Source organism: Cellulosimicrobium sp. AB352 (assembly GCF_049538415.1).
GTDB lineage: Bacteria > Actinomycetota > Actinomycetes > Actinomycetales > Cellulomonadaceae > Cellulosimicrobium > Cellulosimicrobium funkei.
Genome location: NZ_JBMVFX010000015.1, coordinates 74,919 through 86,614, shown reverse-complemented (window position 1 = coordinate 86,614; position 11,696 = coordinate 74,919). Strand labels below are relative to the sequence as shown.

At 75.8% G+C, this 11,696-nt stretch carries 8 protein-coding genes and 1 pseudogene; all 9 read right to left on the bottom strand.

What is annotated here, in order from left to right; all coding sequences use genetic code 11:
• Positions 1 to 23: 23 nt before the first annotated feature.
• Positions 24 to 611, bottom strand: coding sequence for a hypothetical protein (locus ACPCUX_RS12345; RefSeq protein WP_051028391.1), 588 nt, complete (start codon positions 609 to 611; stop codon positions 24 to 26).
• A gap of 115 nt (positions 612 to 726) precedes the next feature.
• The gene (locus ACPCUX_RS12340; protein WP_423388864.1) at positions 727 to 1,629 is read right to left on the bottom strand and encodes an HpcH/HpaI aldolase/citrate lyase family protein; all 903 of its coding nucleotides are present in this window, start codon (positions 1,627 to 1,629) and stop codon (positions 727 to 729) included.
• A gap of 137 nt (positions 1,630 to 1,766) precedes the next feature.
• Positions 1,767 to 2,294: pseudogene (locus ACPCUX_RS12335) on the bottom strand (MaoC family dehydratase); the annotation flags it as partial.
• Positions 2,295 to 2,399: 105 nt separating this feature from the next.
• Positions 2,400 to 3,575: an acyl-CoA dehydrogenase family protein gene (locus tag ACPCUX_RS12330; RefSeq protein WP_034654689.1), complete on the bottom strand. Its 1,176-nt coding sequence runs from the start codon at positions 3,573 to 3,575 to the stop codon at positions 2,400 to 2,402.
• The gene (locus ACPCUX_RS12325) at positions 3,572 to 5,989 is read right to left on the bottom strand and encodes a biotin carboxylase N-terminal domain-containing protein (protein ID WP_423388863.1); all 2,418 of its coding nucleotides are present in this window, start codon (positions 5,987 to 5,989) and stop codon (positions 3,572 to 3,574) included. The genes ACPCUX_RS12330 and ACPCUX_RS12325 overlap by 4 nt, the downstream gene beginning before the upstream one ends.
• Before the next feature lie 4 nt (positions 5,990 to 5,993).
• A complete protein-coding gene (locus ACPCUX_RS12320; RefSeq protein ID WP_378225905.1) occupies positions 5,994 to 7,634 on the bottom strand; it encodes a carboxyl transferase domain-containing protein in 1,641 nt (546 codons plus the stop codon).
• Positions 7,631 to 9,280, bottom strand: coding sequence for a dihydrolipoamide acetyltransferase family protein (locus ACPCUX_RS12315; protein ID WP_423388862.1), 1,650 nt, complete (start codon positions 9,278 to 9,280; stop codon positions 7,631 to 7,633). The genes ACPCUX_RS12320 and ACPCUX_RS12315 overlap by 4 nt, the downstream gene beginning before the upstream one ends.
• Positions 9,277 to 10,305: an alpha-ketoacid dehydrogenase subunit beta gene (locus ACPCUX_RS12310; protein ID WP_021483500.1), complete on the bottom strand. Its 1,029-nt coding sequence runs from the start codon at positions 10,303 to 10,305 to the stop codon at positions 9,277 to 9,279. The genes ACPCUX_RS12315 and ACPCUX_RS12310 overlap by 4 nt, the downstream gene beginning before the upstream one ends.
• The gene (locus tag ACPCUX_RS12305) at positions 10,305 to 11,615 is read right to left on the bottom strand and encodes a thiamine pyrophosphate-dependent dehydrogenase E1 component subunit alpha (protein WP_423388861.1); all 1,311 of its coding nucleotides are present in this window, start codon (positions 11,613 to 11,615) and stop codon (positions 10,305 to 10,307) included. The genes ACPCUX_RS12310 and ACPCUX_RS12305 overlap by 1 nt, the downstream gene beginning before the upstream one ends.
• Positions 11,616 to 11,696: the final 81 nt, after the last annotated feature.

Here is an 11,696-nt window from a genome sequence, read left to right as displayed (position 1 = left end):
GCCCGCGGAGCGCGTGTCGGCGATCAGCCGGGCACGCGCTCCCGGGCAGGGGCGAACGTCAGCGACGGCAGCGTCTCGAGCGTGCGGTGCGCGGCGACGTAGTCCTTGAGGTCCCCGCGGAAGACGACGCGGCCCGGCAGGTCGAGCAGCGTCTGGGGCCGCACCTGCCACCGCTCGACCCCGAGGTCCCACACCCCCGCGCCGTGCAGCACGTGGTAGACGAACTCCGAGCAGAAGAACCGGTCCTCGGCCTCGTGCCCGCGGCCGAACCGCGCGCCGACGAGGCCGCGCACGTTGTACGAGAACGCGTGCGAGTCGAGCAGGAACTCGGTGATCCGGACGCGGATCGCCTCGTGCTGCTCGGGGGTCACGGGCACCGCGAGCACGACCCCCGGCACGACGTCCATGCCGCGGTACAGGCCGTCGTCGAACCGCTCGCGGCGGAAGCAGCCGACGAACGGGTTGCCCGCCCGGCGTCGGCCGAAGCTGAACATGAGGTCGAGCCCCTGGTCGAGCGCCAGGGAGGAGTGCGTGAACTCGTCGCGCGTCGCCAGCGCGATCGTCCGGGACAGGACCGTACGACTGCGGGACAGGACGACGTAGACGTTCACGCGAGTGACCATACGATGCGCGAGCCCGCAAGCGGAACGGGCGGAGCGGGGTATTTGTCCGGTCGGCCGCGACGAGGCGCCGTCGGCCGGGCCCGCGAGCGCGAGATCCCCGCGCTCACCCGTCCGACGGCGCCCGGTCGAGAACCACCCGGTCGAGGACCGCCCGCGCGTGCCGGAGGACCGGCTCGTCGACCATGCGGCCCTCGAACGTGAAGACGGCGCCCGCGCCGCCGGGGTTCGCGGCCGCGGCGTCGAGCAGCGCGCGGGCGTCGGCCACCTGCTCGGCGGTCGGCGCGTAGGCGGCGCGGATCACGGGGACGTGGCTCGGATGGATGCACGCCGTCGCGGCGAACCCCGACGCGGCGGCGTCCTCGGCCTCGGCGCGCAGCCCGTCGAGGTCGCCCACGTCGAGGTGCACCGCGTCGACCGCAGCCTTCCCCGCCGCACCGGCCGCGAGCAGCACCGCGGCGCGGGCGTGCCGCGCGACGTCGCGGTACGTGCCGTCGGGGCGGCGGCTCGACGTCCCCCCGAGGGAGACGACGAGGTCCTCCGCGCCCCACATCAGCGCGACGACCTCGGGCCTGCGGGCGAGCTCCGGCGCCGCGAGGACGCCGGCCGCCGTCTCGCACAGCGCGAGGACCCGGACGCCCGGGAGGGTGGTCGCGAGCGCTCCGAGCGAGCCGAGCAGCTCCGGGCCCGACTTCGCGACCATGACCGTGCGCAGCCGCGTGTCCGCGAGCGCCGCCACGTCGAGCGCGTGCTCGGGCGTCCCGACGGGGTTCACGCGCACGACCGTGCGCGCCGGGTCGAGCGTCGCGGACGCCTCGACGACGGCGCGCCGCGCGGCATCCTTGGCGTGCGGGGCGACGGCGTCCTCGAGGTCGAGGATCACGGCGTCCGCGCGGTCCACGGCCTTGGCGAACCGGTCGGGTCGGTCGCCGGGGCAGAACAGCAGCGCGGGCCCGAGCCCGAACCCTGGCGGGGAGGCGGCGCGGTGCCCGACGCCGTCGGTCACCACGCGCTCTCCTCGTCGCCGCGCTCGAGGACGGGCTCGTGCACCCCCGCCGCGTGCTCGCCGAGCCCGGGGCCGTCGTCGCGCCCGGTGCCGGGCCCGGGGCTGTCGCCGGGATCGGCACCCGCCGTGCCCACGACCCCGGGTCCGGTGGGCGCCCCGGGAGACCGGGCGTCGTCGGGCACGGCCGCGGACGCCGCCTCGTGGGCGGCGCGTGTCCAGAAGAGCGCGGTGCGGACGGCGCGCGCGACGAGCACGCCGTCCTGGTTGAGGCCGCGGTGCTCGAGGGTCACGACGCCCTGCCCCGGCCGCGACGCGGAGAGCCGCTTCTCGACGACCTCCGTCTCGGCGTAGAGCGTGTCGCCGTGGAACAGCGGCCTGGGGAACTCGACCTCGCGGAACCCGAGGTTCGCGACGATCGTGCCCTGCGTGACCTGCCCGACGGACAGCCCGACGAGCGTGGACAGCGTCATCATCGAGTTGACGAGCCGCTGCCCGAACGGCTGGGTCGCGGCCCACGCGGCGTCGAGGTGCAGCGCCTGGTGGTTCATCGTGAGCGTGGAGAAGACGACGTCGTCCGCCTCCGTGAGCGTGCGGCCGGGCCGGTGGCGGTACACCACCCCGGTCTCGAGCTCGTCGTAGTACAGGCCCCGCTGGACCACCTCGCGCATGCTGCTCCTCCCCTCGTCCCTGACGTCGCCAGCTGCCGACCACGAGGTTGCTGTCGGGAAGACCGTGAGGACGACAGCAACGTCGTGGTCGGCGTCGGTCCCGCGCTAGCCGTCCAGTCCCAGGCTCCTCGCGATGACCATGAGCTGCACCTCGGTCGTGCCCTCGCCGACCTCGAGCACCTTCGCGTCGCGGTAGTGCCGTGCGACGGGGTTCTCGTTGAGGAACCCGTAGCCGCCGAAGATCTGCGAGGCGTCGCGCGCGTTCGCCATGGCGGCCTCGCCGCCCACGAGCTTCGCGACCGACGCCTCCGCCTTGAACGGCTTGCCGCGCACGAGCTTCTGCGCGGCGTCGAGCCACGCGAGGCGCGCGGTGTGGACGCGCGCCTGCATGCGGGCGAGCGTGAACGCGACGTGCTGGTTCTCCCCGATCGACCGACCGAACACGACGCGCTCGCGCGCGTACCGCAGCGCCTCCTCGAGGCAGCCCTGCGCGGCGCCGGTCGCGAGGGCGGCGAACGCGATGCGGCCCTCGTCGAGCGCGCGGAGGAAGTTCGCGTACCCACGACCGCGCTCGCCGAGCAGGTTCCCGGCGGGCACGCGGACGTCGGTCAGCGTGAGGGGGTGCGTGTCCGAGGTGTGCCAGCCGACCTTGTCGTACGACGGCCCCACCTCGAGCCCGGGCGTCCCCGCCGGGACGATGATGCTCGACAGCTCCTTGCGCACCTCGCCCTCCGGGCCGACCGTCTCGCCCGTCACGGCGGTGATCGTCACGAGGCTCGTGATGGGCGTCCCCGAGTTGGTGATGAACTGCTTGGACCCGTCGATCACCCACTCGTCGCCGTCGAGCCGCGCGGTCGTGCGGGTGCCGCCTGCGTCGGACCCGGCGCCGGCCTCGGTGAGCCCGAACGCCGCGAGCGCCCGCCCGGCGAGCAGGTCGGGCAGCCACCGCTCCTGCTGCTCGCGCGACCCGTGCCGGTAGAGCGGGACGATCCCGAGCCCGACCCCGGCCTCGAGCGTCACCGCGATCGACTGGTCGACGCGCGCGAGCGCCTCGACGGCGAGGCACAGCGACACGTAGTCCTGGCCCTGGCCGCCGACGTCGCGCGGGAACGGCAGCCCGAACAGCCCGAGCTCCCCCATCTGCGCGATGATCTCCATCGGCAGGCGGCGTTCGGTGTCGTAGCGGTAGGCGGCGGGGGCGACGACGCTGTCCGCGAAGTCGCGCACCACCTGGCTGAGCTTCCGCTGCTCGTCGTCGAGCAGGACGTCGGCCTCGATCATGATGCTCCCTGGGTGTCGGGTTGCGGGACCGGGGCGGCGGGTTGTGCCGCACCGGAGTCGTGAGGGTGGACGACGGCGACCACCTGGTCCCGGCGCACGAGGTCGCCGGGGCGCACGCGCACGTCGGCGACGCCGTCGTGCGGGGCGAGGAGCGGGTGCTCCATCTTCATGGCCTCGACGGTGACGAGGACGTCCCCGGCGGTGACGGGCTCGCCGTCCGCGGCGGCCGTGACGACCGTGCCGGGCATCGCGGCGCGCACCTCGGGGTCGGTCGCGCCGGGCGCGTCACCCCGTGCCCGACGGCGGTCGGCCCGCGCCCGGGCGGCGCGCTGCTCCCGGTCCGGGGCGGCCAGGGCGACGGTCCGCCCGTCGCGCCACACCCAGACCGTCGCGGGCTCGCCGTCGGCGGGGGGTGCGTCGAGGGCGAGCCGCACGCGCTCCCGGACACCGTCCAGGGTGAGCCACCACGCGCCGTCGACCCCGGGGTCGCGGGCGAGCGACGCCCGGACCGCGCGCGTCGTCGAGCCGGGCCACGCGCCGTCGTCGGGTGCTGGCACGCGCACGACGGCGTCCCCCACCACCCCGGACACCCGCACCTCGTGCGCGCCCCCGCCGGCATCGACGAGCAGGACCCGCCGCGCCGCCGCGTCCCCGTTGAGCCGCCACCCGTCCCCCGCCCGCCAGGGATCGCCGTCGGCAGCCACTCCGACGTCGAGCAGGCGGTCGTGGCCCGTCCCGCCCCCCGGACGAGCCACAACCGCCTGCTCGGCGAGGAACAGGGCGGCGGCGACGAGCTCGACCCAGTCCGCGCCGCCGGATGGCGAGCCGACCTCCGAGGCGAGGGGGCGGGGGGTGTGCGCGCCGTCGTGGTCGGGCCTGGCGGGAGCGCCCGAGGAACGAGGGCGCGGAGGGTAGACGGCGCGCGCACCCCCCGGCCCCTCGCCGGACCCGACCACGGCCCCCGGCCCTTCGCCAAGCCCGGCCACCGACCCCGAACCCGACGCCACGAGCCGGTCGATCAGGCCGGTGTCGAGCCGGCCCGCACGGACGTCGTCGTCCGCGAGGAGAGACCGCAGGAACGCCGTGTTCGTCTCGACACCCAGCACGACCGTCCGCGCGAGCAGGCCGTCGAGGCGCTCCACGGCCTCGTCGCGCGTCTCTCCCCAGGCGACGGCCTTCGCGAGCATCGGGTCGTAGTGCCCACCCACCACCGCACCGGCGGAGATCCCGGAGTCGAGGCGCAGCGGCGAGGCGCCGGGCCCGGCAGGGGCGTCGCCGTCGTCGTAGACCCGGACCGACCCGGTGGCCGGGAGGAAACCGCGCTCGGGCGACTCGGCGTAGAGGCGCGCCTCGACGGCGTGGCCGCGGAGCACGACGTCGCTCTGCGCCAGGCCCAGCGGCTCGCCCGCCGCGACGCGCAGCTGGAGCGCGACGAGGTCGAGGCCGGTGACCATCTCGGTCACGGGGTGCTCCACCTGGAGGCGCGTGTTCATCTCGATGAAGAAGAACTCGTCCGGGCTCGCGGCGGGGACGAGGAACTCGACCGTCCCGGCGCCGACGTACCCGACGGACCGCGCGACCTCGCACGCGGCCTCGCCCATGCGGGCGCGCTGCTCCGCGGTGAGGAGCGGCGACGGCGCCTCCTCGACCACCTTCTGGTGGCGGCGCTGGAGCGAGCACTCGCGCTCGCCCAGGTGGACCACGGTCCCGTGCGTGTCGGCGAGCACCTGCACCTCGATGTGGCGCGGCGCCTCGACGAGGCGTTCGAGCAGGAGCGTGTCGTCGCCGAACGACGACGCCGCGACCCGACGCGCCGACGCGAGCGCGCCCGGCAGGTCGGCCTCGGCGCGCACGACGACCATGCCCTTGCCCCCGCCCCCGGCGGACGGCTTGACGAGCAGCGGGAACCCGACGGCGCCCGCGGCGGCGAGGAGGTCGTCGTCGGACATCCCGGGCTCGCCCGCCCCCGGCACGACGGGCACGCCCCGCGCGCCGACGATGCTCTTCGCGGCGAGCTTGTCGGCCATCGCCTCGAGCGCGTCGACGCCCGGCCCGACGAACGCGATCCCCGCGCGCTCGCACGCCCGGGCGAGCGCCGGGTTCTCCGAGAGGAAGCCGTAGCCGGGGTGGACCGCCTCGGACCCGGTCGCGACGGCCGCGGCGACGACGGCGTCGACGTCGAGGTAGCTCTGCGCGGCGGGCGCGGGCCCGATCCTGACCGCGACGTCCGCCTCGCGCACGTGGCGCGCGTCGGCGTCGGCGTCGGAGAAGACGGCGACGGACCGCACGCCGAGGCGGCGCAGCGTGCCGATCACGCGGCACGCGATCTCGCCGCGGTTCGCGACGAGGACCGTGCGGAACCCGGTACCGCCGGGCGGGCGGGCGGTCGCGTCGAGGAAGGTGCGGGAGGTCATCGGCTCACATCCGGAAGAGGCCGAACCGGTCACCGGTCCAGGTCTCGGCGAGGGGCGTGCGCGCGCACACGCCGAGGGCGAGGCCGAGCACGCGGCGCGTGTCGGCGGGGTCGATCACGCCGTCGTCCCACAGCCGCGCGGTCGCGTAGTAGGGGCTGCCGTGCTCGTCGTAGTCGGCGCGGATGCCGGCGGAGAACGCGGCCTCCTCGTCGGGGTCCCACGTCTCGCCGCGCGCCGCGAGCTGGTCGCGCTTGACGGTCGACAGCACGGACGCGGCCTGCGGGCCGCCCATCACGGAGATGCGGCTCGCGGGCCACGACCACAGGAAGCGCGGCGAGTACGCGCGGCCGCACATCGAGTAGTTCCCCGCCCCGAACGAGCCGCCGACGATCACCGTGAGCTTCGGGACGCGCGTCGTCGCGACGGCCGTGACCATCTTCGCGCCGTCCTTCGCGATCCCGCCCGCCTCGGCGTCCGTGCCGACCATGAAGCCGGAGATGTTCTGCAGGAACAGCAGCGGGATGCCGCGCTGGTCGCACAGCTCGACGAAGTGCGCCCCCTTGAGCGCGGACGCCGAGAACAGCACGCCCTGGTTCGCGAGGATCCCCACCGGGTGCCCGTGGATCCGCGCGAAGCCCGTGACGAGCGTGTCGCCGTACTCGCGCTTGAACTCGTCGAACCGGCTCCCGTCGACGAGCCGGGCGATGACCTCGCGGGGGTCGTAGGGAGCCTGGACGTCGGCCGGGACGGCGGCGTACAGATCCTCCCCCGGGTCCTGTACGGCGGCACCCGCCACGCGGGGAGGCTCGCTGGGCGCCACGTCCCACGCGGGCTCCGGGTCGGGCGGGAGCGTCGCGACGATGCGCCGCACGGTGTCGAGCGCGTCCTCGTCGTCGTCGGCGAGGTGGTCGACGACGCCGCTGCGACGCGCGTGCAGCTCGCCGCCGCCGAGCTCCTCGGCCGTGACGACCTCGCCGATCGCCGCCTTCACGAGCGGCGGCCCGCCGAGGAAGATCGTGCCCTGCCCGCGCACGATGACCGTCTCGTCGCTCATCGCGGGCACGTAGGCGCCGCCCGCCGTGCACGACCCGAGCACCGCGGAGATCTGCGGGATCCCCGCCGCCGAGAGACGCGCCTGGTGGTAGAAGATGCGGCCGAAGTGGTCGCGGTCCGGGAACACCTCGGCCTGCCGGGGCAGGAAGGCACCGCCCGAGTCGACGAGGTAGACGCACGGCAGCCGGTTCTCCAGCGCGATCTCCTGCGCCCGCAGGTGCTTCTTCACCGTGAGCGGGTGGTACGTGCCGCCCTTCACGGTCGCGTCGTTGCACACGACCATGACCTGCCGCCCGCTGACCACCCCGATCCCGGCGACGACGCCCGCCGCCGGCCACGCGCCGTCGTCCACGCCGTACCCGGCGAGCGGTGCGATCTCCAGGAACGGGCTGCCCTCGTCGAGCAGCCGGTCGACGCGGTCGCGCGGGAGCAGCTTGCCGCGCGCCACGTGCCGGTCGCGCGCCGACGCCGGGCCGCCACGCGCGACGTCCGCCGTGCGCTCGCGCAGCTCCTGCGCGAGCCCGCGCTGCGCGGCGTCGTTCGCGCGGGCCGCGTCCGACCCGGGCTCGACGGCGCTCGTCAGGACGGTCACGCGACCACCTCCTGCCGGCTCCCGGCGAGGAGCGCGAGCGCCGGGTCCTCCAGCAGCGCGCCCAGGTCGGCGAGGAAGCGCGCGCCCTGCTCGCCGTCGACCACGCGGTGGTCGAACGACAGGCTGAGCGTGACGACGTCGCGCAGCGCGACCTCGCCGTCGTGCTCCCAGGGCCGACGCCGCACCGCCCCCAGGCCGAGGATCGCCGCCTCGCCGGGGACGAGGATCGGGGTGCCCGCGTCGACGCCGAACACCCCGACGTTGGTGATCGAGATCGTCCCGCCGGTCAGTCGCTCGGGCGTCGTGCGGCCGTCGCGCGCGGTGGTCGTGAGGTCGGTCAGCGCGGCGGCGAGGTCAGGCAGGTCGAGCGCCTGGGCGTCGGGCACGTGCGGCACGACGAGCCCCCGGTCGGTCGCGACCGCGATCCCCAGGTGCACCCGCCGGTACCGCACGATCTCTGCCGAGCCGTCGGGGAGGTCGCGCCACGCGCTGTTGAGCGCGGGGTGGCGCGGCAGCACGAGGCACAGCGCGCGGGCCGCGAGCGCCAGCACGGTGATCCGCGCGCCGCGCACGAGGCGGTGGGTGCGCAGCCGCTCCAGGAGCTCGACGCTCCGCGTCACGTCCACGGTGAGGAACACCGTCGCGTGGGGCGCCGTGAACGCGCTCGCCACCATCGCCGCCGCGGTGTGCTTGCGCACGCCCCGCACGGGCACGACCTCCGCCTCGAGGCCGGCCGCGCGGTCGGCGGCCACGCCCGTCACCGCGCCCGGCGCCGAGAGGGGAGAAGTGGCCCCTCGGCCGCGGTCCGGAGGGGCCAGTTCTCGCTTCTCGCCGCTCGGTGCCCCCGGGCCGGCGGACGTCGCGGGGTGCGCGTGGTGCTCGTCGCGCGGTCGGCGTGCGACGTCGCGATGGCAGCTCACCGCCGCGAGGACGTCCTCGCGCGTGATGAGCCCGTCGCGGCCGGAGCCCTCGACCCGGTCGATCCGCACGCCGAGCTTCTTCGCGAGCGCGCGCACCGGCGGCGTCGACCGGGGCCGCTCGCCGGTCACGGTGGTGCGGCGGGGCGCCTCGGCGAGGTCGGGCGGTGAAACCTGGGTTTCAGTCACCGCCCGCCGGGGTCGACGCGCGGGCCGCCCGACCCGGTCGGGGCGTGCCCCGTAGCCGACGAGGTTCGGCTCGGGCTCGTCGGCGGTGTCGGCCACGGCAGCGGCCGGGTCGACGGCCGAGGAGCCGGCCGGGCCGTCGGGCAGGTCTCCCGCCCGGGCGACCCCCGACCCGGCGACCGCCCCGACCAGGGCGGGGACGGCGTCGGGCACCCGGGCCGGGACCTCGGCGGACCCGGGCGCCGCGGCGCCGTCCGCCACCGGGGCGGCACCGCCGCCGGACACGGGGGCCGCGCCGTCGTCGACCTCGAAGGTGACCAGCGGCTCGCCGACGCTCACCGTCTGGCCCTCCTCGGCGTGGAGGGACGCGACGACGCCCGCGTACGGGGACGGGAGGTCGACGAGGGCCTTCGCGGTCTCGACCTCCGCGATGACCTGGTTGAGCTCGACGCGGTCGCCCGCGTGGACGTGCCAGCTGACGATGTCGGACTCGGTGAGGCCCTCGCCCAGGTCGGGGAGGCGGAACTCGCGCAGCGCCGTCATCGGGCCACCTCCGCGACGGGGCGCCCGGACGACGGCACGAACGGCTCGACGCGCCCCAGCACGCGGTCGACGCCGTCGAGGATGCGGTCGAGGTCGGGCAGGTAGTGGCCCTCGAGCTTCGCAGGCGGGTACGGCATGCCGTGGCCCGTGACCCGCACGGGCGGGGCCTCGAGGTACTCGAAGCAGCGGTCCGTCACGGTCGCGGCGATCTCCGCGCCGAGCCCGGCCTGGCGCGGGGCCTCGTGCGTGACGACGACCCGCCCGGTCTTGCGGACCGACGCCGCGACGGTGTCGTGGTCGATCGGCGACAGCGAGCGCAGGTCGACCACCTCGACGGAGACGCCGTCGTCCGACGCGGCGACGGCGGCGTCGAGCGCGGTCCCGACGAGGCCGCCCCACGTGACGAGCGTGACGTCGTGGCCCTCGCGCACGACACGGGCCCGGTCCATGGGCGGCGGGTCGACGGGGTCGAGGTCGACCTCGCCCTTGAGGTGGTAGCGCCGCTTGGGCTCGAAGAAGATCACCGGGTCGTCGCACGCGACGGCCTGGCGGAGCACGGTGTACGCGTCCTGGGGGTTCGCGACCGACACGACGCGCAGCCCGGCCGTGTGCGCGAACAGCGCCTCGGGCGACTCCGAGTGGTGCTCGGCCGCGCCGATGCCGCCGCCCACGGGGATGCGGATCGTGATCGGCAGGCGCACCTTCCCACCAGTGCGCGCGTGCATCTTCGCGAGCTGGGACAGGATCTGGTCGAACGCGACGAACACGAAGCCGTCGAACTGGATCTCGCACACCGGCCGGTAGCCGCGGTACGCGAGCCCGACGGCCGTCCCGATGATCCCCGACTCCGCGAGCGGGGTGTCGAGCACGCGCCGCGGTCCGAACTCCGCCTGGAGCCCGTCCGTCACGCGGTAGACGCCACCCAGGCGGCCGACGTCCTCGCCCATGACGACCACGCGGTCGTCGTCGGTCATCGCGCGGTGCAGCCCGGCGCCGAGCGCCTTCGCGAGCGTGAGGGTCGTCATCACGCCTCCTCCCCGTCGAAGCCGGCGAGGTAGTGCGCGTACTCCGCGCGCTCGCGGTCCAGCGCGTGGTGCGGCTCCGCGTAGACGTGGTCGAAGAGCGAGAGCGGCGGCGGGTCGGTGAGCGCGACGCACCCGGCGCGCAGCTCGGCGGCCGCCGCGTCGGCGACCTCCTGCACGTGCGCCGCGCCCGCGTCGTCGAGCACCCCGACGGCGCGCAGGTACGCCTCGAAGCGCGCGATCGGGTCGCGCCGCGTCCACTCCTCCACCTCGGCCGCGTCGCGGTAGCGCTTCGGGTCGTCGGCCGTGGTGTGCGGGCCCATGCGGTAGGTGACGGCCTCGATCAACGTGGGGCCGCCGTCGTGCCGGGCGCGGTCGAGGGCCGCGCGGGTCACGGCGAGCACGGCGAGGACGTCGTTGCCGTCGACGCGCACGCCCGGCAGTCCGAACCCGCGGGCGCGCTCCGCGAGCGGGACGCGCGACTGGAGCGCGACCGGCTCGGAGATGGCCCACTGGTTGTTCTGGCAGAAGAACACCACCGGCGAGCGGTACGTGGACGCGAAGACGAACGCCTCGTTCACGTCGCCCTGGCTCATCGCACCGTCGCCGAAGTACGACACCCCGACCGGCAGCCCGGCGGCGGCGTCGACGCGGCCGGCGTCGACGTCGTTCTGCACGCCCATCGCCCAGCCCGTCGCGTGCAGCGCCTGGGCGCCGATGATGACCTGCGGCGACGCCATGCCGATCGCGTACGGGTCCCAGCCGGAGACCGCGACGCCGCGCCACACGCGCACGAGGTCGACGAGCGCCGCGCCGCGCACCCGCGCGACGGCGTGCTCGCGGTAGGAGGAGAAGACGAAGTCGTCGTCGCGCAGCGCGCGCGCCGAGCCGACCTGCGCCGCCTCCTGGCCGAGGAGCGGCGGCCAGAGCGCGAGCTCGCCCTGCCGCTGGAGCGCCGTGGCCTCCGCGTCGATGCGACGCGCCACGACCATGTCCGTGTGGAGCCGCAGCAGCGTCGACCGGGCCGACGCGCGCGCGGCGTCGTCGGACGCCGTCGGGTCGAGGTCCGCGAGCCACCGGTCGAGGTCCGGGTCGCGGTGGCGGGTGCCGTCCTCGTCGAGCACGCGCAGGGTCGGCGTCGACCCGGGGCCCGGGTCGGGCGGGTCCTGCCGCGGCGCGTCCTTGCGCACGCCGCGCACCACGTTCTTCCGGTCTGCTCGTGCGTCGCGCGGGGTTGCCGCCCGGTGACCGTCGTACGCCTTCGGCGGGGTCGCCGCCGTCGGTCCGGTCCGCACCGCAGGTTCGCTGGGCATCGTCGCCACCTCACCTCGGGGAGCCGGTCCTCTCCGTCGAGGACCGAGGTAGGGGGAACGTAACCCGCGTCACGCACATGG

What these genes read in the sequence shown, in the direction of transcription:
- ACPCUX_RS12315 (WP_423388862.1), bottom strand. Translation starts at nt 9,280, where the DNA reads ATGACGGCGCTGCGCGAGTTCCGCCTCCCCGACCTGGGCGAGGGCCTC.
- ACPCUX_RS12305 (WP_423388861.1), bottom strand. Translation starts at nt 11,615, where the DNA reads ATGCCCAGCGAACCTGCGGTGCGGACCGGACCGACGGCGGCGACCCCG.
- ACPCUX_RS12310 (WP_021483500.1), bottom strand. Translation starts at nt 10,305, where the DNA reads ATGACGACCCTCACGCTCGCGAAGGCGCTCGGCGCCGGGCTGCACCGC.
- ACPCUX_RS12325 (WP_423388863.1), bottom strand. Translation starts at nt 5,989, where the DNA reads ATGACCTCCCGCACCTTCCTCGACGCGACCGCCCGCCCGCCCGGCGGT.
- ACPCUX_RS12330 (WP_034654689.1), bottom strand. Translation starts at nt 3,575, where the DNA reads ATGATCGAGGCCGACGTCCTGCTCGACGACGAGCAGCGGAAGCTCAGC.